Origin of the sequence: Terriglobus aquaticus, from assembly GCF_025685415.1 — a bacterium.
Taxonomy (GTDB): Bacteria; Acidobacteriota; Terriglobia; order Terriglobales; family Acidobacteriaceae; genus Terriglobus; species Terriglobus aquaticus.
On the sequence record NZ_JAGSYB010000001.1, the window covers coordinates 3,993,166 to 4,013,011 of the forward strand.

Sequence of the window (19,846 nt, forward strand, 5' to 3'; positions counted from 1 at the left end):
GGGCGTGGTGTGGTGTTACGGAACTTCGGTCTTTGACAACGCGGTAAGACATTTGCGTTGACACGCGTAGAGGCTGGGCCTAGAACGCTGCTACGCATGTGGACGGAGGTGTCCTGTGGCACGAAAAAAAGCAGACACACTGGGCGGATTGAGCACGGAGGAAGCGCGCAAACTCCCTGTTGTCATTGCAAACGATGACGGCGGGGATGGTGGGGATTTTGACGGCGGCGATGGCGGAGACTTTGATGGCGGGGATGGTGGGGACTTAGACGGCGGCGATACTGACACCGACACGGATACCGTCACCGACACCGATACCGACACGGTGACTGATACCGATACCGATACTACGACCGATACAGACACGGACACAGGTGAGTCGTCCGGTTCCGGGTCGCAGTCGGGATCGCAGTCGGGATCGCAGTCGGGGTCGAAATCAGGATCGCAGTCGGGGTCGCAGTCAGGGTCTGGCTCGGGCACGGGTAAGGGCGGCAGCGGCAGTGGTGGCTCGGGCAAGGGTGGCGGCTCCGGCAAAGGTGGCGGTTCTGGCAAAGGTGGCAGCGGCAGCGGCGGCTCTGGTACAGGCGGCTCCGGCAAGGGCGGAGGATCAGGAAGCGGCGGGAGTACCGGAGGCGGCTCAACCGGCGGCAGCGGAAGCACGGGTTCAGGTGGCGGCAACCAAGGCGACGGTGGCGCCAACGGCGGCACGGGTCAAAGCGGTGGAGTGGCTGCGGGTGGCGGCTCCGGAGTGCAGGGCGTTATGGGCGTTTCTCCGTGTGGCTGCTGCGGTGAGTCGACTGCCGCAATCACCGCAATGGTGTCGATGGTGTCGCAGGTTGCTCTTACCGCGATTACCGCGATCGCGAAAACCGGCAATTCGTGAAGCGCCGAAAGGACGCGCGAAGCTGGCGGTTCGCGCGTCCTCCTACGCTTTCGTCGGGTAGGCGAGCAGGAATGCATGCGCTGATAAGGCCAAGCGCTCTACCTGCTCTCGCGTGGGAAGTGGTGCGGCAGACCAGATGGAGTAGGCGCCATCGGTTCCGGTTTTTCTCAGGCACAATTACCCGCGCCGACAAGTTCACGTGTCGAAGATGTCCACGAGGGATTCAGTCAACCGCGATGCTCATGTTGAAGCAGATGCTGGACATGACGGACGAAGACCTACGAATCCGCCTGCTGCACTTTGTTCGCGCGTCTGGGGTGAAGTTTCAGTCGCGCCGTGCGGTGGAACGAATGGGCTGGGCAGGCGCACCGCAGCCGTCGGTGGCCAAGTTCTATTGCGTGAAACAGGGGCAAACCGTACTGAGCCGTGAACCGATGCTTTGGGACATGAGGGCGCCGCTGTTCGAGGATGAGGCGCTGTGTTGTTGCTCCATTCTGCTGTGGCGAAGGGCCTGCAAGTACGACCCGCAATGGGTTGGCGGACCGGAGACGTCGTCGCTGCCGATCACGGCGGGCATTCTTGCGGTAAACCGCGCGGCTGGAGTGCGACCGCTGTACGGGTTCTATCTACGCAAGCAACGCAAACCGGACGGACTTCGGCGTCTGCTTGAGGGGGCAGCGCCACCGCGAGGTTCGCGCGTGCTGCTGGTGGATGACATTCTGAACCGCGGAATCTCGAAGCAGAAGGTTCTTCGCTACTGCGAAGCGAACGGCCTGACTCCGGCAGCACTGCTGGTGCTGTTGGATACCGAAGGCCAGGGGCGGCGCCGGATGCTGCCTGTTTGCCCTGTCGAGTCGCTGCTGAATCGGCGCGAGGTGATGAACGGTCGCAGTGCCTTACAAGAAAGCGCTGTCGAGTCTGTAGGGCAGGGACCTGCTGTGCGGGGTTCAGGAAGGCGGGAGGCCATGGCAAGGCAGGAAGACGTGGCAGTGATGCGCCGCGAGGATGTTGAACTGGTCCGGCTTGCGCGCGACACCGTAGCATTTGCCGCACTGTCGCACGGCGCCAAGATCCCTACGTTGCGGGAAGACGGCCGAGGCAGTTCGGGGTACCTGCCATTTCTGGGAAGGTACCTGGAAGAGCGGAGACCCGTTTTCGTTCGCATATCAAAGCGTGAGTACCGAGAGGGCCGCTACTGGAACCGGAACCGGGGGTGCCAGGCGGCGGGTCTGTTCCGCTCGGAGTACAGCACTGTAGCTGAGATGACGATGGAAAGCGCGGCGGCAAGCGCGACGCGTGCGCGGCGCATTGGGCCCGGGCGAGGGCCGTTTCACAAGCCGGTCTGGCCGGAGGAACTGGGTAGCCTGAGTGTCTTTCTGTATGTCGTGGAGGCGTTTGTTCCGACAATGGCCAAGTCCGCGGTCGACTTGATGGCCGAGGGGCACGATGTGCAACGTTGGGGACTGGTGGCGGAGTTCCAGGGCAGGCGTGGCGTAGTGTGCGGAGGACTGAACACGGTGACGGACATTCCCCGGCAGGTGGAGGTCGCGCTGTGGAAGATGCGCGCTCCGGGAGAGCAAGAGCCAGTCAGCGTGGAGGATGTGACATTCACGCGCATGCGTGGACGTTGGCTGTGGGACCCATGCCGGCCGAAGGATGAGTACTTTTAGGGGCGAGTGGCTAGGGCGCTCTGGAAGTTCACGGGGCGCTGGGAGTGCGACATGGATGTTGCCTGGATGGTCGGCAATTGCAGCAGGAACGACGATTGGGAGCTGCGGATGTCGATGCGTTCCTTTTACCGAAACTACAGGGGGCGAGGACGCGCGTGGATCATCGGGTGCCCGCCGGCCTGGATCGACAGGAGCCGCGTCCGTTGCATTCTGTGGCCGGATCCATACCAGGCGTGCAAAGACGCGAACCTGATTCAGAAGGCATTGCGCCTGGTAATGGAGCCAGAGCTCTCCGATCCCTTCATCCTGTGTTGTGACGACTACCTTGTCTTGCGCCCGACTGCGCCGGCGGAGTTCGAACTGTGGCACTGTGGGGCCATAGAGGACGACGCATGCGCGGACGCAACACGTTGGCAACTACGACTGACTGAAACGGGCCGTCGCTTGAGGAAGCAGAAGTTTCCGACCTGGAACTTTGATGGCCATATTCCTTACCCCATGTACAAGAGCTGGGTACGCGAGGTGCTACGGTTCGACTTTGGCGCGGACCCGGGGATGTGTACATTTTCGGCGATTCTGAATTGCAGCGGACGGGAAGGAAAGGATCTGAGATCGGAGCCGGTGCGGGCGTGGATCGGAGAAGAGGATCTTTCGCCGGCACGGATCATTGAGCTTCTAGAGACGCACCGATTTGCTTGCCTCAGCAATAAGGCTGCCGCGTGCTCGAATGTTGTCGCTGCCATTGAGGAGAAATTTGGGGCGCAAGCGCCGTGGGAGCGGTAGCAAGCGGAGACTGGGATCGTGCGGGTTCGGTGAACCTGGGGAGTAGGCTAAGAGGGGCAGCGCACGTGCCGATCGCCTGCTAGTGTGAGTCGTCGCGGGCTCGTCACTCAAGGTTTTTAGTTCGAGGGGTCGGATGGACGGTGGGCTGCGGCGAGGGTCTGGTAGAGGGCCTGGGTGATGTAGGGCATTTGCGTTTCCGCGAGGCCTCTGGATTTCTTGTCGGCGAGCCGCCACCAGGCGGTGGGCGCCTGTGCGATGTCGAAGCCAGCGTCGTGCATGTAAGCGAGGCTGGTGCGGGCGACCTGCTGCAGGCGATGGTGTTCGGCGATGCTGGCGCTCTTTGCAGTGACCATGGAGGTTGCAAAACCCAGCCCCGGCACGAGGAAGCCTGCGGCGTTGCCGACCAAGTTGACGGCGGACCGGCCGTAGTTGCCGGGAATTGCTCGCAGAGCCTGCTTTTCGAGGACTTCCGCAATGGCCCCGGCGAGGACCGCTGCAAGCTGGGAGTCGTCGGTGAGTGTTTCGGGAAACGACTCGGGGATCTGGATGACGCCGCTTGGCTCAGAGAGTGTGAAGTGGAGTTTGGGATCGTCAACGAGCTGGAAGCGGAAATCGATCTTGGTCGGGTCAGAGTCGGGCAGGTTGCGCTGGTACGCCGGGATAAGCTTCCGGCCAATTGCGGTAATCCGGTCCTGAGCGGCCTGATTGTGAGAGGCAGGGATGTGCTTGCCCTTCGGGCCCAGGAAGAGGCGGCTGGCGCTACTCTGTCGATCCTCTTCTTTGACGGCGGAAGGGTCGAAATCTGTTTTGGTGCGGAGCTTGCCTTCGTAGGAGCCGATGAGGTTAGGCGAGAAGAGCAAAGACGCCGCGGTGACGGTGCCATCCGGATGGAGTGTGCCGGTGTAGCGGACCCAGGTGTTGGTGGAAACGCGATCGATGGTCAGATTACTGCCTTGAGCGAACGTGAGCTTAGTCGTCGGAACGATGGTGAGCGGAAGACCGTCTGCCCTCACGGTGCCGGAGGAAGCAGTGGGTGGGGCGATCACTTTGTCGATGAGGGCGAACCCTTCTACCGCGATGTCCGTGATCTCATCGTGCTCTACTTCGGTCGCGTGAATGACGCCCGCTTTCTTATCCTTCTGACCGAAGACGGAAACGCTCTCTCCGAGGATGCGCATGGGGCAGAGGTGATTGCCGACTGCTTCGCCTTTGCGTTCGACTCGCTCCTTCGTGGTGACGGGATCGCAGAGGACACTGGCGGCATTGACCTGGTATTCCGCAGCTCCGGGTTTTGTGACGAAGCCACTGATGACTGGGCCGGCTTGTGCCGAGAGCAAAGGTGTAAGTAGGGCAACAAGCGCCGGAACTGTGGATCGAGCACGCATGATGCGCAGTGTATGAAGCAGGGCAGCAAGACACAATGCCCAATCTGGTGAGCCGCACGAGCAGACTGCTGTTCATACCGACACAGGGTTGCAGGAGACAACGGTGGCGAGTGGGAGAGACGGCACGGGCGCCGGCGCCGCAGGTCCACCGATTGGGCGAGTGGATGCAGGCGAAGGTTGTGCTTGACGAGGGAAGGAGTGCTGCCTAGGCTGCTGTTCACGTGGCGAGCTGCGCGGAGGATGCATGAAGCGGTTGGGGGCTTGGGATCGCAGGCGGAGGGCGCTGGTCTTCTTGCCGATGCTGCTGTTGCTCTGCCTGCAGGGCTGCCGGACGCAGGAAGATGCCGTGGCGGCGGCGGAGCAGATGGCCGTGACGTCGCAGGCGATGCGGGGGTATTACGCGGCGCTGGAGAGATTGACGGAGAAGACGGTGGAGGTGCGGAGGGCGCAGAGGATGCTGCTGCATGGGCCGCCGGACCCCGCGAGTGACGAGCGGCTGGCGGTGCGTCGCGCGGAGTTGATCAAGCGCGAAGCGCTGGCGCGGGATGTGACGAGACTGGCGCAGTTGTTTGGAGAGATCGCCAACTCGGATGCTGCGAGCGAGGCGGCGAAGTCGGCGGAACAGTTGCGGCAAGATGCGGTAGGACTGCAGCTAATCGCGGACAACACCGAGGTGCAGAAAGGTTTGCAGGTGGCGGTGACGTCCCTGGTGAACGGATTGCGGGCGCGCGATGAGCGCAAGGCGGCGCGATCGCTGCAGCCGGTGCTGGTGGCGTTGTGCAGCTTTTTCGATTCGGAGAAGGCGGCGTACGAGGCGGTAACGACGGATTTCTACACGGGTGCGGCGGCGAATGCGGTGGCGTTGATTGAGGCGGACCAGGTTTCGGTTGCGGGAGAGTACCGCAGCTCGTTGCAGCCGTTTGGTTTGGAGCCGGAGATCACAACGCCGGCGCTGAAGATGGCAGGGCGCGAGGACCTGGAGGCGCAGGTGAATCGCAGGCTGGCCCGGCTGACCCAGGGAAGTGTGGACGCAACGGAGGCCATGAGCGAGGCGCTGCGCCGGGTGGCGGCTCGCGTGGATACGGTGGCGAAGGGCGGGCCGATGCGGGTACGGATTCCGCCGCTGCAGGTGGATACGGTAAAGGCCTGGGTTGCGGAGCTGCAGACGTTGTCGGGGGCGAGTCTATGAGCACAACGGGGAGTGCCGCGATCGGTGCGGTGCAGGCGATGTATACCGCGGCAACGCAGCACCTGAGCATGATGCTTGCGGCTTGCCACGATGACACGGAGCGTAACTCGGTGTGGGAGCAGTACTACGCCCTGAGACAGAACTTCGATGACTGCGTGAATCGGAAGTTCCAGGAGGACGATGCCGCGCTGCAGCAATTTGAGGCGAGTGCGGCAGTGAGCACGAGGCAGTTGCAGCAGATTGAAACGCAGCTGGGCGACATTGTGAAGGTGCTGAATACGCTGACACAAGCAGTTGGCGTGGGCGTGAAGATTGCGGCAAAGGTGCTGGGGTAGAACGAGCGTTTGTGGCGGTTGGGTAGGGCGAGGCGCGATCGTTTGCGAAACGCTAGTTGCACGGTAGTCGAAGCGCCTGCGTGGTGGCGGGACGAGTGTTGTGTTGGAATAGGAGTGCTTGCGCAAGATTCTCGCGATCGTGTTGCTGCTGGTGTTCGGGTTGCCGAGCGCGTTGCCGTTGCTGGCGGCGGGGCAGGACGATGCGGGGTTGCCGGCTTGCTGCCGGCGGGCGGGGAAGCACCACTGTGCGATGTCTGCCGAAGACGCGGCCAAGGTGTTGGCCGGTGCGGCGGATGGGGACGCAAAGCGTGGTGTGAAGCAGATGCGTGCGGCGGGTGAGGCTTGCCCCTACCGGTGCGCGATGCTGACGCAGACGCATGTGCAGCAGGACCTGGGGACGGCGGCTTCGCTGCGGTGGTATGCGGGGATTGTGTCGCATCCGGCGGTGCAGGCGCAGACGGAGTCGCGGTGGCGCGTGGCGCGGGAGCGGTCGCGCGGGAAACGTGGGCCTCCGAGAAGCAGCTAGTCAGCGAGTCAGCGGGTTGGCCGGTCAGCTAGTCCGCGGGTTTGGCAAGTCAGCGAGTCGGCAAGTCAGCGGGTTAGTTCGTCAGCTAAGTTGTTGTGCGTTGCGTTCTGCGGTCGGACGGTGGTCCAGTTCGAGTGCACGGGCGGCTGATAGGAACTTTTAGCCTCAGCGGGCATTTGCGGTGACTCTCTTCCTAATGTGAGTTCTGCGCGCGGTGGTTTGCCGCGAGGATTTCTGTATGCAAGGCAAGGTTTGGGGTGGGCTGCGCGGAGCGGCGGTGCCGGTGTGTTTGGCTCTGTGCTGCTGTGGTGTTGCGTTCGCGCAGCAGGCGGTGACGGCTGCGTCGGTTACGGGCGAGGTGGTGGATCCGGCGGGGGCTCGGGTGGCGGGTGCGGCGGTGACCGCCCTGCAGGACGAGACGGGCGTGGTGACTCGTGTGGAGGCGGATGGCGCGGGCCGGTTCCGCATGCCGTACCTGCCGCCGGGGCGGTACCTGTTGCGCGCGGAGATGACTGCGCGGGGTGGTGCCGGGATGGCGGCGGCGGAGCAGCGGGTGACGCTGGCGGTGGGAGCGTCGGTGGGTGTGACGCTGCGGATGGGCGGCGTGGAGACCGCGTCGACCGTGGCGGTGCAAGCGGATGCGGTGACGCTGGAGACGAACCGGTCGCAGCAGAGCGAGGTGGTTGCGCGGCGGGAGTTTGAGGCGATCCCTTTTCAGGGCCGCAACTACCTGGATGCGACGCTGCTGACGCCGGGTGTGAGTTCGACTAATACGGCGAGTACGCAGACGTTTGCCGAGACGGCGAGCGTGGTGGGGCAGGGATACAGCGTGAACAGCCAGCGCAACTTCAGCAACAGCGTGCTGGTGGATGGGTTGAGCGCGAACGACGATGCGAGCGGCCTGGCCGGCAACCTGTACAGCCAGGATGCGGTGCAGGAAGTGCAGGTGGTGACGAGCGGTGGGCAAGCCGAGTTTGGCCGCGCTCTGGGCGGGTATGTGAACGTGCTGACGCGGTCGGGCGGCGATGCCTGGCATGGAACTGCGTTCGGTCTCTTGAGGAACCGTGTGTTGAACGCGGCGAACGCGTTGAGCCGGTCGACGCTGCCGCTGACGCAGGTTCAGGCGGGTGCGAGTATTGGCGGACCGGTGCAGCGTGGGCGCACGTTTGTGTTTGGCAACTATGAAGGGCGGCGGCTGAACACGGCGGGCGTGCTGACCATTGCGGGGGCGAACGCGGCGGCGATCAATGCGCGGCTGAATGCCGTGGGGTATGCCGGGCCGCGACTGGCCGTGGCGAGTGGTGGGAGCACGTTGTATCCGACGACGGTGCATACCGATGTGGCGCTGGTGCGGGTGGACCGGGCGTTGCGGAACGATGGACGGCTGAGTGCGCGGTGGAATACGTATTCGCTGCGCGGGGCGAATGTGCGTGGAGCTGGCGGGATTGCGGATGTGAGCTACGGTACGGCGCTGACGGATGACAACCAGACGGCGGCGGTGAGCGCAGAGATTCCGCTGGGTGCGCGCACGTGGAGCGAGACGCGCGCGCAGTATGTGCATGATGTGCTGAACGCGCCGCCGAACGTGGAGAGCCCGGCGGTGGTGGTTAGTGGTGTGGCGAACTTTGGGCGCTACAGCTTTTCACCGATCGGGCGCGCGGATGACATGGGCGAGCTGGTGCAGAACTTCGTGCTGGAGCGTGGAGCGCATGCGTTTAAGGCTGGTGCGGATCTGCTGGTGCATGAGGATACGATTACGTTTCCGCAGGCGATCCGCGGGTCGTACACGTTTGCCTCGCTGGCGGCGTTTCAGAGCGGGCAGTACAACGTGGGCGGGTACACGCAGAGCTTTGGCAACGGCGTGATTACGCAAGGCAATCCGAATTTGGGCGTGTATGCGCAGGATGAGTGGAGGGCGGCGCGGAAGCTGACGCTGAACCTCGGCGTGCGGTGGGACCTGCAGTGGATTGAGACGATCCGCACGGATACGAATAATGTTTCGCCGCGAGTGGGGCTGGCATGGTCGCCGCGCGAGGGCACGGTCGTGCGGGCGAGTGGCGGCATTTTTTACGACCGTATCCCGTTGCGGGCGTCGGCGAATGCGCTACTGTTTTCGCGGAACACGACGGACCCGGCGCAGTCGCGGCTGCTGAGCTATACCTATTCACCGACTACGCCAGGAGCGCCGGTGTTTCCGAGCGTGGCGAGTGCTCCGCCGGCGAATGCGGTGATCAACTACACGCTGATGAACCGAGGGCTGGCGCTGCCGTATTCGACGCAGGCGAGCGCGGGCGTGGAGCAGGTGCTGCCGGCGGGGCTGGTGCTGGGAGTGAGCTACCAGCATGTGCGCGGCGTGCATTTGCTGGGGCAATACAACACGAACATTCGGCCGGATGGGACGCGGCCAGACCCGACGCGCGGGAACATCAAGCCGTATGACACGCGGTGGAACTCGGGCTTTGACGGGCTGGAGGTGAGCCTGCGCGGTGCGGGTAAGTTCATGCAAGGACGCGTGTCGTATGTGTGGTCGAAGGCGCTGGATAACGTGAGCGAGTTCTTCTTTAGCGCGCCGGTGAACAACTTCGATTTCAGCGTGGATCGCGGGCGCAGCGACGATGACCAGAGGCACAGGCTAACGGCGAACGCGAGCGTTCATACGAACATGGCGCGCCGGGATTGGCTGGGTGGATGGGAGCTGGGCGGGATTCTGCAGTACACGTCGCGGTTGCCGTTCACGCTGGTCACAGGTGCGAATACGCTGCAGCAGACGGCGGCGCGGCCTTGCGTGGCGGCGTTTTATGGGACGCAGGCGTGTGCGTTTGCGCTGAAGGGGGCGGTGCTGCCGCGGAACACGGGCGTTGGATTCGACTATGTTCGGGTGGATGCGCGGCTGTCGCGAACGGTGAGCTGGGGCGAGCGGCAGAGCCTGAACTTTGCGATCCAAAGCTTCAACCTGGGCAATCACCGGAACGACATGGTGCCGAACACGACGTTTGGGACGGGGCGGGTTGACCGGCCGTCGACGAACCCGCAGTTTGGGGCGGCGACGGCGGTGGACGATGCGCGGAACCTGGAGGTTGGGGTGCGGTACCGGTTCTAGAGGGCGTGGAGGCAAGTCTGCGGAAGAGAGCGGTGGCCTTGCGGTCACCGCTTTTCCTTTGCCGGTTCCGGCCTTTTTGCTGTTGCGTCCGCTCACTTTGCAATGTAAAGTGATTTCCATTGGCGCTTTGCAATGCAAAGTGAAGTCAAGTCGGGGTGAGACGGATGGGTGAGTTGCACCGGGCGTTGGGAGATATTCAGAGCATTCGCCGGCAGGTGGCGGGCGCGACGGAGTTTCGAGGGTACGGCCCGGCGGCGCTGGCGGGAACGGCGGTGCTGGCGGTGGTGGGAGCGCTGTTGCAGGCGTTGCTGGTGCCAGAGCCGATGGCAGATCCGAGAGGCTACTTCGCCGTTTGGGTTGGGACTGCGGCGTGCTCGGTGGTGCTGGCGGGCGTGACGATGTGGACGCGGAGCCGGAGGCTGCACTCGGGGCTGAGCGACGTGATGATCGGGATGGCGGTGCAGCAGTTTGCGCCGGTGCTGGTCGCGGGATCGCTGGTGACGCTGGTGCTGGCGCGGTGCGCCGCGGCGCAACTGTGGATGATGCCGGGGTTGTGGATGGTGCTGTTCAGCTTGGGCATTTTTGCGTCGTGCCGGTTTTTGCCGAAGCTGATTGCGACGGCGGGAGCGTGGTATCTGCTGACGGGGCTGTTGTCGCTGGGGCTGGGTGACGCGAGGGCGCTGTCGCCGTGGACGATGGGCTTCGCGTTCTTTGCGGGGCAGATGTGGATCGCGGGCGTGTTGTGGACGGCGGGCAAGGTACTGGACGAGGAGGATGGAGATGGCTTTGAAGAAGCGGAGTGAGCAGGAGGCGCGGACCGGCGAGGACGGGCGGTTCGCGTATGAGGGGTTGGATCGCGTGATCCACGAGCGGGCCCGTTTGGGTGTGCTGACGGCGCTGGTGACGAATCGCAAGGGTCTGACATGGAACGAGCTGAAGACGATGTGTTCGTTGACGGACGGCAACCTGAGCCGGCACCTCGGGATTCTGGAAGGGGACGGGCTGGTGGTGCAGGAGAAGGGTGAGAGCGGGAACCGTCCGCAGACCGTGGTTAAGGTGACGCCGGAGGGGAAGAAGCGGTATGTGAGCTACCTGAAGACGCTGGAGCAGGTGGTGAAGGATGCGGCGGCGGAGGCGACCGGGCGGAAGCTGGGCTTCGCGCGCGGTTAGGGAAACAGGGACGAGGCGGCGCGATGGTGCCGCCTCTTTTCGGGGCATTCACTTTGCAATGCAAAGTGAGTGGAGGGCAGGAGGAGGGTGGATGGGAAGTCCAGTATGGGGTGGACAGGGCTCGATGCCAGGGCCGCAAGGAGCTGCGGGCATGCCAGGCGGCTCGTTCGGAGTTGGGCCTCGCTTGGATGCGATTTCGCGGGGGCTGAAGTTCCTGGTGGTGTGCGGCCTGGCGTTGCTCATGAGCTTGATGGCGCTGTTTGTGGCGTGGCTGACGGAGGATCGCAGTACGCGAGCAGCGAGTGTGCGGCAGGAACTGAGCGCGGAGGCGGGTGGCCCGCAGATGTTCCTGGGACCTGTGGTACTGGTGCCGTACACGGAGCCGAATGCCGACCCGAAACAGCCGGCGCGGGAAAGTGTGTTCGTGTTTGCACCCTCCGTGGGCAAGGCAGACGTGGTGGTGCAGGCGGAAGAGCGTCGGCGGTCTTTGTATCGAGTGCCTGTGATTCGGAGCGAAGTGACGTTGGAGAGCGATTTCCAGCCGGAGGACCTGCGGGCTGTGCTGCCCGCACATGCAACGGCAGACTGGTCGCGAGCAGCGATTGCGATCGGCGTTAGCAATGCAAGGGCGGCACTCAGCGATGGTGTGCTGGAGACAAAAGATGGGCCGGCGCGACTGGGCCCGATCGAACTGCAGCATGTCCTGGCGATCGACGCGCCCGCAGAGAACGCGCGAGGGCTGGTGGGTGGCAATGCGCGCGCGTTAACGGTGCTGGGCGTGAACGCCGCGCACCTGCAGAGCAGCGGAGCGTTTCAGGTGAAGGCGCGGTTGAACTTCAGCGGTGCGGAGCGGGTGACGTTGCTGGCGTATGGGCGAACGACCGCAGTCACGATGCAGGGGAACTGGGCCGACCCGGGCTTCACGGGACCGGTGCTGCCGCAGGAGCGCAGTGTGACGAAGCGTGGTTTTGCGGCGAGATGGTCTGTGCCGTCCATGGCGCGCACCCTGGGCGGTGTGGTGGACGTGACAGCGATGGGAACACTGGGCGAGACCGCGATGACGACGGAGCTGGTGGAGGTAGCGGATGCCTACCAGTCGGTGGAGCGGGCGCTGAAGTATGCGCCGTTGTTCCTGGCTCTTGTGTTTCTTTCCTACTTCCTGTTTGAGGTGACGGCGGGGCGCCCGGTGCATGTGGCGCAATACGTTCTGGTGGGCGTTGCGCAACTGGTGTTTTATTTGCTGCTGCTGTCGTTCGCAGAGAGGATCGGGTTCGATCTGGGATTTCTGTTGGGCGGAGTGGCGACGGTGCTGCTGCTCGGACTGAACGCCGGATGGGTGTTCCGCAGCGAGCGGGAGAGATGGCGGGCGCTGGTCATCTTTAGCGCGCTGTACGCGATGATCTATGGCCTGTTGCGTATGGAGGACAACGCCCTGCTGCTGGGAGCGCTGGGGAGCTTTGCGGCGATCGCGGCGGCGATGTTCTGGACACGCGGGCTGGACTGGTATGGCGGCGAGAGCGCCCGTGCAACGCAGGGCAGTCACTCTGCCGATATGCAGACCGGAGCGTAGCTATGGCACGAGGCAAGCTGACGAGGCTGGAGCTGCTGCTGGAAGTACCCAAGCCTATGAGGAGAGAACAAGAGTGCGAAGTGCGGGACGATGTTGACCTTCCAGAAAAGGCCAAATCTGCAGGGCGGGAGGGGGCGGGAGCGACGGAAGACTCGTGGGGAGCGAGACGTCTCGTCGCCGAGCAGGAGGGAATGGTGCTGAGCTGGAAGGCGGGGTGCGCGGAGGGGAGATCTGCGCGGGGGGATGATGTGGGTCTTTAGGGGCCGGTCTGCGGTTGTGGCGCGGGCCGGGCTGGTTGCGAGAAGGCCGAGCTAGGTTCCGAGGAAGCGGGCTAGGAGTTGGATTCGAGCGATGCGCAGCGCGTGGCGACCAGCGACGGGCTGAGGATCATAAGGACGAAGGCGAGGCCGGCGAGGAGTTCATGCATGGGGGAGTTGCTCTCTTTCATCGCGGGCGAACCGTTCGGTCCCGCTTGCAGGATCAGAATCGGGCATTGCGGCGAGGCTTTCCATTGCACGAGGGCGTGGTGGGATTGGCCAATCCGGGGACAACGCATGACCCGTTTGGGGAAGTACCTTTGGCGCGTAGGGGGCAGGTGGGCAGGCCGGGCGGTGTGGTTGGCAAGGGAGTCTCGCTAGAATGGAGGGGTGTGGAATCGCATGGGCCGTCGGGCCGTTTCTGCCTCCCGTTGCTTTCTGGCAGTGCCGCTGCTGGGAGTGGTGTGTTTGACCGGATGTCCGGACGCGAACACCGCCGCAACGAACAGCAAGCCAGGGCCACAGGCGACCGCGCCGGCGCTGCCGAACACAGCGGGTGCGAGCGCGGCGAACGCGAGTGCGGGCGGACCGCAGACCAGTGAGGCGCAGCAGCGCAAGGTGCAGGCGCTGATGCAGCAGGTGGACAGCCACTACAACAGCGGTGTGCAGAATTATCGGGCAGGGCGGCTGGACGCAGCGCGGCTGGACTTTGATTTTGCCGTGGACCTGATGCTCACGAGCGGCATCGACATCAAGGCCGACCAGACGCTGAACGATGAGTTTGAGCGGACAGTGAACGCGGTGAACGCGCTGGAGATGGACGCGCTGAAGCAGGGGAACGGCTTCAGTCCTCCCGAAGAAGAGACGCCGCTAGAGAGTGTGGCGGACCTGACCTTTCCGCCGGACCCGGCGCTGGTGGCGCGGCTGAGCAGCGAGCTGAATACGACGTCGGACCTGCCGCTGGTGATCAACGACCAGGTTGCAGGCTACATCAACGCGTTTGCGAACTCGAGGTCGTTTACGGCGCACATGCGCGCGTCGCTGAAGAGGGCTGCGCCGTATCGGCAGATGATTCAGCAGGTGCTGAAGGAAGAGGGTGTGCCGCAGGATCTGCTGTACCTGGCGGTGGCGGAATCGGGCTTCCAGTTGCAGGTGGTGAACGCGAAGAGCGGTGCGGGCGGCATGTGGCAGTTCATGCCGTTCCAGGGTGCGTACGGTCTGCAGCGCAACGGCTACTTCGATGAGCGGTTCGATCCGGTGAAGAGTTCGCGGGCGTATGCGCGGTACATCAAGTCGCTCTACAACCAGTTTGGCGACTGGTATCTGGCGATGGCGGGGTACGACTGGGGTCCGGGCAACATTCAGAAGGCCGTGATGCGGACGGGCTATGCGGACTACTGGCAGCTGTTGCGGCGCAATGCGCTGCCGCGGGAGACGGCGGATTACGTTCCGAAGATCCTGGCGGCGGTCATTATGGCAAAGAATCCGGCGAAGTACGGCCTGGAAGACGTGATGGCGGAGAAGCCGCTGGAAGAAGATACCGTGCCGGTGGACTACGCGATGGACCTGCGACTGGCGGCGGATGTGACGGATTCGACGCTGGCGATGATTGTGCAGTTGAACCCCGCGCTGCTGCGTTTGAGCACGCCGGCAGGCATTCACTATGACCTGCGCCTGCCGAAGGGAACGGCGGACGAGTTCACCAAACGGATTGCGGCGATTCCACTGGACAAGCGAGCCACGTGGCGCTTCCACGAGATGCGGGCGGGCGAGACGCTGGACCAGGTGGCGCAACTGTTTAAGGTGACGACGCACGATATTCGCGTGGCGAATGACCTGGCAGATACGGACCCGGTGGACGAGGGCGATGAACTGGTGATCCCGGTGTACTCGGCGACGGCGCCTTCGACACGGCCGCTGGAGTACACGGTGCAGCGGGGCGACACGCTGGTGACGATTGCGGACCGGTTTAACGTGACGGCCGAAGAGCTGCAGCGTTGGAACCAGTTGGCGGCGAGCGATGTGGCTCCGGGAGCGACGCTGTATGTGAGCGAGCCGGTGCGACTGGCTCCGGCGGCGCGGTCGCATGTGAGCGTGCGGCGCGGTCGCGTCGGACGTGGCGCATACGGACGTGGAGCATACGGACGTGGACGGGCGGGCGCAGCGCGAGCCTATGCGGGTGGCCGGTATGCCAGTGCACGCGGTGGACGAGCGAGCGGCGGCGGACGAGCGAGCGGCGGCGGACGAGCGAGCGGCGGCGGACGAGCGGTGCGTGGGTACGCGGCGCCGTCGTCCGGACGTGCACGCAGCGGAGCGGCTTCAAGAGGCGCTGCACGTGGTGGGCGGACGAGCGCTGTTGCGAGAGGTGGATCGTCATCGCGCAGTGGAGCGGCTGCCGGTCACAAGCGTCGGCGATAGTCGAGGACAGAAGAAAACGCCGCGTGAGACAGGATCGGTCTCACGCGGCGTTTGCTCTTTGAGTTGCGATTGAATGCAGTTTGAAGATGCGTTTTCGGTGCGATGCTCTTGTGCGCTTCCCTAGCCGGGAAAATTCTTCGGAGCCAGCAAAGTTGTGCTTGCCATTGCACAATGCGCGGTGCACCATAGTGCTGTGTTGCAACAGGGTCGATGAATCGTTGTGCAGTGCGATGTGACGCACGGTGAGCGATTGCAAATCGTATCTGCTGAAAACACACAGAGGGATGAGCCGAGCGACGGAGGCTTCGCTGTTTCCCGTTGCACGTGCCGGTCGCATTGTCGTTTTGTTGCATCCTATGGGGCATCGCAAGCAGGAGGGTTCCAATGCTGTACGAGGATGAAAACCTGAAGCTGTACGCCGCTCCACAGGATGAGGACGAGGACTACGACGAAGAAGAAGACGAGGACACGGACGACGAAGAAGAGGATGAGGACGACGACGACGATCTAGACGACGAGGATGATCTCGACGACGAGGACGACGACGAGGACGAAGAGGTCTCGACATCCGACGATGAGGATGACGACGACCTGGATGATGAGGACGAAGACGACGACACCCTGGACGACGAGGAAGACGACCTGGATGACGACGATGAAGACGATGACGATGTAGACGCGAAGGGCGCGTCGAAGCTGGATGGAACCGGCAACGATTCCATGCTGCATGGCGAGCATCATGCGGAGCAGGCGACGCTGTATGCGTCGCCGTCTTCGCAGGTGGACCCGTACACGCCGCCGGATACGGAGTCGAGTGAGCCGGAGCAGAACCCCGCTGAGGTTGAACTGACGGATGCGGCGGCGTTCAGCGAATCGCAGGGCGGTGAGGACGACGAGGACTCTGAGGCGGAAGCTGCCGCCTCAGACGACGTGGACACCGACGATGACGATACTGAGTCGGGCGATGTGGAAGAGGGTTTGGAAGAGGCGGTCGCGTTTGCGGGCGCGATCGAAGTAGAGGGCGAGCCGAGCGGGGATGCGGCGTCTGCCGAGGATGAGACCGAAGAGGTTCCGGCGGAGTACAACGCGAACGCGGCGGGACGTCCGGCAACGGCCAAGACGAGCGCAAGGGTGACGCCGAAGAAGGCGGTTGCGGCGAAGAGCCAGGCAGCGCCAGCGAAGAAGACGGCGGCCAAGAGCCCGGCGAAAGCTGCAGCGAAGAAAGCGCCAGCGAAGAAGGTCGCGGCGAAGAAAGTTCCAGCGAAGAAGTCAGTGCCTGCCAAGAAGGTTGCAGCGAAAGCTCCCGCAAAGGCGGCCAAGAAGAGTTCCGCAGTGAAGTCGCCTGCGAAGAAGGTTGCACCCAGCAAGACCGCTCAGAAGAGTTCGGCGAAGGCAACGTCGCGGAACGGAGCGAAGGGTGCGAAGAAGTCTGCCACAACGAAGCCGGTAACGGCAGCTCGCGGTAGCAGCAAGGCAGCCGGCAGCAAGGCAGCCAAATCCACACAACGAGGTACTACGTTGGCAACCAAGAAGGCAACATCCGCCAAGAAGACCGTAGCCAAGAAGGCCACGACGACCAAGACCCCTGCGAAGAAGACCGCAACCAAGGCAGCCGCGAAGAAGACGGCGACCAAAGGCACGGCGAGCAAGACCGCAGCGAAGAGCGCATCCAAGACCTCCGCCAAGAAGACCTCGGCGAAGAAGGCTACGACGACCAAGACAGCGGCGAAGAAGACCACCGCGAAGAAGGCGTCGAAGTAGGTCGGCTGTAGCACCGTTTCAAAGGCAACACGGATGCGAGAGCGTCCGGAGTGATTCAGGCAAGTGAAAAGGCCCGGTCCCTGGAACCGGGCCTTTTCACGTCTGTGGTGTGGATATTGCTGTAAGGAGCTATGCCTTCTGGGCGGACTGGATGGCGGCGAGGACTTCTTCGCTGTGGTTCTGCACCTTCACGTCAGGCCAGACCTTGACCACTTTGCCAGCGGGCGAGATGAGATAGGTGACGCGGGCGGCGAAGTGCATGGGGCCCATGGATTTGACCGGCACGTGGTATTCGTCGACGACTTTGTGGTCGGGATCGGCGAGCAGCTTGAAAGTGAGGTTTTCCTTGGTGCAGAAGGCCTTGTGCGAGTCGGCGGTGTCGAGCGAGACGCCGAGGATGGCGGCGTGCAGGGCGTCGAACTTGGCCTGGTCGCGCTGGAAGTTGTGAGCTTCCAGGGTGCAGCCGCTGGTCATGTCCTTGGGGTAGAAGTACAGGACCACCCACTTGCCTTTGTAGTCGGCCAGGGAGACCTGCTTGTCTTCCTGCGAGGGCAGGGTGAAGCCGGGGGCGGAGGCGCCGGGTTCGAGCAGACCGTCCGAGGCGGCGGCCATGGCGTATCGCGCTGTGAAAAGGCAGGCGATCAAGGCGAGAGCGAGCGTGGACCAGAGCGCGATGCGTTGCATGCGAGTAGTAGAACAGCGGCGTAGCGAGTCGGCAAGTCAACGATGCCGCAATTCACCGGGGTATTGGATAGGCAGCAGCCGGTAAGCGCGTCAGCGATTCGTTTCGAGACAGATATGGCCCTCATTGCCAACGGCTTCATGCCGATGACGCTGAAATGGTGAGTCTGATGTTGACACTGATCGCAGTGCTGTTGGCGATCCTCATCGGGGCGGGATACATTCTGCCGCGTGCTCGAGAGGAGCGGGGCGCGTTCGACTGAGCCCGGGAGCGAGTGAGGCTGCCTAGTCGAGGGCTACGATGGCGATGCCGGCGGCGTCGGCGGCGGCGCAGACGGCGGGCTCGTCGAAGATGAGGGTGCGGCCGGCTTCGAGGGCGAGGCAGGTGGCGGCCGCGCGCTGCATGGTCTGGACGGTGGCGAGGCCGATGACGGGGACGTCGAAGCGCATGTCCTGGTTGGGCTTGGCGACTTTGACGACGGTGAGCGAGCGCTGGAGGGCGCTGCCGCCGGCGGAGCCGGTATCGGTGGCGGTGTCGTCGGCATCGAGCGTGCGCATGAGGTCGCCGGCGCGGAGGATGGCGGCGTCGGTTCCTTCCATGGCTTCGACCGCGACGCAGGCGCCGGCCGCGACGACGACGGTCTGGCCGAGGTCGAAGGCGGCGATGCCCTTTGCGACGGTGCGGCCGTAGGCGATGTCCTGCTCCTCCTGTGGCGAGGGAGCGCGCGCGGTGAGGACGCCGGGTTTGGCGAGCAGAGGCTCGAGGTAGCTGGTAGAGCTGATGAGCTGGATGCCTTCGTCGCCGAGAACCTTGGCGACGGCGCCGAGCAGCATGTCGGTGGAGCGGGTGCGAAGGCTGAGGAGAAGCTTGGCGAGGCGCCAGTCGGGGCGGATGCTGGAGAAGATCTGCTTGTGCTTGACCTGGCCGGCCATGACGGCGCGGGTAACGCCCTCTTGCTGGAAGGTTTCGATGAGGCGGGAGAGTTCGCCGAGGGAGAGCCAGTGGACGCGGATCTGCGGGTCGCGGGCGGCGCGGTCGTTGATCTCGGGGTCGGTTTCTTCGCGGATGGCGGCGACAACGACGGTGAGGCCGTGGGCGCGGGCGGCGTCGAGGAGAAGGAAGGGGAAACGGCCGTTGCCGGCGATGAGGCCGAGGGTGTTCTGAGGGAGGTGCGGAGCGGGTGCTGGGTTCGGCATGGGGTGCTGAGAGTTAGGGTACTGCGTCCGCTCGGTTGCTCTGCTGATGTTGGTGGGTGGTTTGTGGTGGTTGGATTCGCGGAGTAGGGCTGTGGAGATCGTGGAGTTGTTGCCATTAGGCGACATTCAGGGATGGGTGCCCTGTCCTAAACTGAGGCATCCACAAAAGCGGTATTGATTACGTTCGCAGGAATTCAGCCATGTTCGTTAGGCTTCGCAAGACGTTGTTGTTTGCAGCGTGCAGTTTGGGACTCTTGGGTGCGCCGATGTTTGCGGCTGCGCCGACGAATAGCACGGACATGATCAATGCATACCGCGGCAATGAGCAGTTCCAGCGAGTGGCGGACGCTTCGTTTCGCGCGTTTGAGGCTGGCCTGTCCACGCACTGCACGCAGGTGAGCGAACGGTGGACCGAGGCGACGTTTGTGTACGCGGGCGCGCCGGAGCGCGATGCGGACGGCAAGCTGGTGCGTGTGGCGTGGGAAGAGCGCGTGCCGGGTGTGGCGTGCGGACGTTCGCGGTTGTACCGCGTTCGCGTGTCGATCGAGGGTGGCAAGGGTTCCGTGAAAGGGATGCTGCCGGGCGATGGCCTGTCGTCGCCCGATTTGCCGGAGGCTCAGGACGCGGTGAAGGCGGCGGTGCGATCGACACTGCAGGCTCACGCGACGTGCCAGATCGATGTGGTGGATACGCGGCTGCGGGCGAGTGGCGTGGTGGATGGCCGCGAGCCATGGAGCGAGATGTGGACGGTGACCGCGTGCGGACGGCAGATGCAGGTGCCGGTGCAGTTCACACCGCAGGCTTCGAAGGGCACGGACATTGATATTGAGCCGTCGAAGATTACGTTCGCCAACACGGTGACGATGGCCAAGCTGAACTAGGCAGGCGCGCCGTTCAGCGGCAGTGCCGTTCGACGAATCG

16 protein-coding genes are annotated in these 19,846 nt (G+C 63.7%); 13 read left to right on the top strand and 3 right to left on the bottom strand.

The window, feature by feature from the left end; translation table 11 throughout:
* The first annotated feature begins 115 nt into the window (after positions 1-115).
* The 3 genes from OHL12_RS16545 (at position 116) to OHL12_RS16555 (ending at position 3,336) form a co-directional block, all read left to right on the top strand.
* Positions 116-883: a hypothetical protein gene (locus tag OHL12_RS16545; RefSeq protein ID WP_263414922.1), complete on the top strand. Its 768-nt coding sequence runs from the start codon at positions 116-118 to the stop codon at positions 881-883.
* A gap of 236 nt (positions 884-1,119) precedes the next feature.
* Positions 1,120-2,553 (top strand): hypothetical protein, encoded by a 1,434-nt coding sequence (locus OHL12_RS16550; protein ID WP_263414923.1) that lies wholly within the window; start codon positions 1,120-1,122, stop codon positions 2,551-2,553.
* A gap of 51 nt (positions 2,554-2,604) precedes the next feature.
* Complete coding sequence (locus OHL12_RS16555; RefSeq protein WP_263414924.1) at positions 2,605-3,336, top strand: hypothetical protein; 732 nt, start codon at positions 2,605-2,607, stop codon at positions 3,334-3,336.
* Positions 3,337-3,452: 116 nt separating this feature from the next.
* Here OHL12_RS16555 and OHL12_RS16560 read toward each other — a convergent pair whose 3' ends face one another.
* Positions 3,453-4,721, bottom strand: coding sequence for a M48 family metalloprotease (locus tag OHL12_RS16560; protein ID WP_263414925.1), 1,269 nt, complete (start codon positions 4,719-4,721; stop codon positions 3,453-3,455).
* A gap of 244 nt (positions 4,722-4,965) precedes the next feature.
* On the opposite strand from OHL12_RS16560, the gene OHL12_RS16565 reads away from it, so the two are divergent.
* From OHL12_RS16565 to OHL12_RS16605, 9 genes are all read left to right on the top strand, one after another.
* On the top strand, positions 4,966-5,910 hold the full coding sequence (locus OHL12_RS16565; protein WP_263414926.1) for a hypothetical protein: 945 nt from the start codon (positions 4,966-4,968) through the stop codon (positions 5,908-5,910).
* Positions 5,907-6,245: a hypothetical protein gene (locus OHL12_RS16570; protein WP_263414927.1), complete on the top strand. Its 339-nt coding sequence runs from the start codon at positions 5,907-5,909 to the stop codon at positions 6,243-6,245. The genes OHL12_RS16565 and OHL12_RS16570 overlap by 4 nt, the downstream gene beginning before the upstream one ends.
* A gap of 118 nt (positions 6,246-6,363) precedes the next feature.
* Positions 6,364-6,771, top strand: coding sequence for a hypothetical protein (locus OHL12_RS16575; RefSeq protein WP_263414928.1), 408 nt, complete (start codon positions 6,364-6,366; stop codon positions 6,769-6,771).
* Positions 6,772-7,009: 238 nt separating this feature from the next.
* A complete protein-coding gene (locus OHL12_RS16580) occupies positions 7,010-9,871 on the top strand; it encodes a TonB-dependent receptor (protein WP_263414929.1) in 2,862 nt (953 codons plus the stop codon).
* Positions 9,872-10,035: 164 nt separating this feature from the next.
* Positions 10,036-10,674 (top strand): hypothetical protein, encoded by a 639-nt coding sequence (locus tag OHL12_RS16585; RefSeq protein ID WP_263414930.1) that lies wholly within the window; start codon positions 10,036-10,038, stop codon positions 10,672-10,674.
* Positions 10,652-11,041, top strand: a complete 390-nt coding sequence (locus OHL12_RS16590) for a transcriptional regulator (RefSeq protein WP_263414931.1) — start codon at positions 10,652-10,654, stop codon at positions 11,039-11,041. Before OHL12_RS16585 ends, OHL12_RS16590 begins: the two co-directional genes overlap by 23 nt.
* 91 nt (positions 11,042-11,132) lie before the next feature.
* On the top strand, positions 11,133-12,611 hold the full coding sequence (gene creD / locus OHL12_RS16595; protein WP_263414932.1) for a cell envelope integrity protein CreD: 1,479 nt from the start codon (positions 11,133-11,135) through the stop codon (positions 12,609-12,611).
* A 659-nt stretch (positions 12,612-13,270) separates the two neighbouring features.
* A complete protein-coding gene (locus OHL12_RS16600; protein ID WP_263414933.1) occupies positions 13,271-15,286 on the top strand; it encodes a lytic transglycosylase domain-containing protein in 2,016 nt (671 codons plus the stop codon).
* Between the two features lie 384 nt (positions 15,287-15,670).
* A complete protein-coding gene (locus OHL12_RS16605) occupies positions 15,671-17,047 on the top strand; it encodes a hypothetical protein (protein WP_263414934.1) in 1,377 nt (458 codons plus the stop codon).
* Positions 17,048-17,176: 129 nt separating this feature from the next.
* On the opposite strand, the gene OHL12_RS16610 is transcribed toward OHL12_RS16605, so the two are convergent.
* Positions 17,177-17,731 (bottom strand): peroxiredoxin, encoded by a 555-nt coding sequence (locus OHL12_RS16610; RefSeq protein WP_263414935.1) that lies wholly within the window; start codon positions 17,729-17,731, stop codon positions 17,177-17,179.
* Between the two features lie 282 nt (positions 17,732-18,013).
* Positions 18,014-18,925: an LpxI family protein gene (locus tag OHL12_RS16615; RefSeq protein WP_263415155.1), complete on the bottom strand. Its 912-nt coding sequence runs from the start codon at positions 18,923-18,925 to the stop codon at positions 18,014-18,016.
* A 200-nt stretch (positions 18,926-19,125) separates the two neighbouring features.
* Between OHL12_RS16615 and OHL12_RS16620 the strand changes: the two genes are divergently transcribed.
* A complete protein-coding gene (locus OHL12_RS16620) occupies positions 19,126-19,806 on the top strand; it encodes a hypothetical protein (RefSeq protein ID WP_263414936.1) in 681 nt (226 codons plus the stop codon).
* The last annotated feature ends 40 nt before the right edge of the window (positions 19,807-19,846 follow it).

Bases quoted from the DNA above. Each gene is read 5' to 3' on its own strand.
- OHL12_RS16550 (WP_263414923.1), top strand. From the start codon at position 1,120: ATGCTCATGTTGAAGCAGATGCTGGACATGACGGACGAAGACCTACGA.
- OHL12_RS16555 (WP_263414924.1), top strand. From the start codon at position 2,605: ATGGATGTTGCCTGGATGGTCGGCAATTGCAGCAGGAACGACGATTGG.
- OHL12_RS16560 (WP_263414925.1), bottom strand. From the start codon at position 4,721: ATGCGTGCTCGATCCACAGTTCCGGCGCTTGTTGCCCTACTTACACCT.
- OHL12_RS16565 (WP_263414926.1), top strand. From the start codon at position 4,966: ATGAAGCGGTTGGGGGCTTGGGATCGCAGGCGGAGGGCGCTGGTCTTC.
- OHL12_RS16570 (WP_263414927.1), top strand. From the start codon at position 5,907: ATGAGCACAACGGGGAGTGCCGCGATCGGTGCGGTGCAGGCGATGTAT.
- OHL12_RS16580 (WP_263414929.1), top strand. From the start codon at position 7,010: ATGCAAGGCAAGGTTTGGGGTGGGCTGCGCGGAGCGGCGGTGCCGGTG.
- OHL12_RS16585 (WP_263414930.1), top strand. From the start codon at position 10,036: ATGGGTGAGTTGCACCGGGCGTTGGGAGATATTCAGAGCATTCGCCGG.
- OHL12_RS16590 (WP_263414931.1), top strand. From the start codon at position 10,652: ATGGCTTTGAAGAAGCGGAGTGAGCAGGAGGCGCGGACCGGCGAGGAC.
- creD (WP_263414932.1), top strand. From the start codon at position 11,133: ATGGGAAGTCCAGTATGGGGTGGACAGGGCTCGATGCCAGGGCCGCAA.
- OHL12_RS16600 (WP_263414933.1), top strand. From the start codon at position 13,271: ATGGGCCGTCGGGCCGTTTCTGCCTCCCGTTGCTTTCTGGCAGTGCCG.
- OHL12_RS16605 (WP_263414934.1), top strand. From the start codon at position 15,671: ATGCTGTACGAGGATGAAAACCTGAAGCTGTACGCCGCTCCACAGGAT.
- OHL12_RS16610 (WP_263414935.1), bottom strand. From the start codon at position 17,731: ATGCAACGCATCGCGCTCTGGTCCACGCTCGCTCTCGCCTTGATCGCC.
- OHL12_RS16615 (WP_263415155.1), bottom strand. From the start codon at position 18,925: ATGCCGAACCCAGCACCCGCTCCGCACCTCCCTCAGAACACCCTCGGC.
- OHL12_RS16620 (WP_263414936.1), top strand. From the start codon at position 19,126: ATGTTCGTTAGGCTTCGCAAGACGTTGTTGTTTGCAGCGTGCAGTTTG.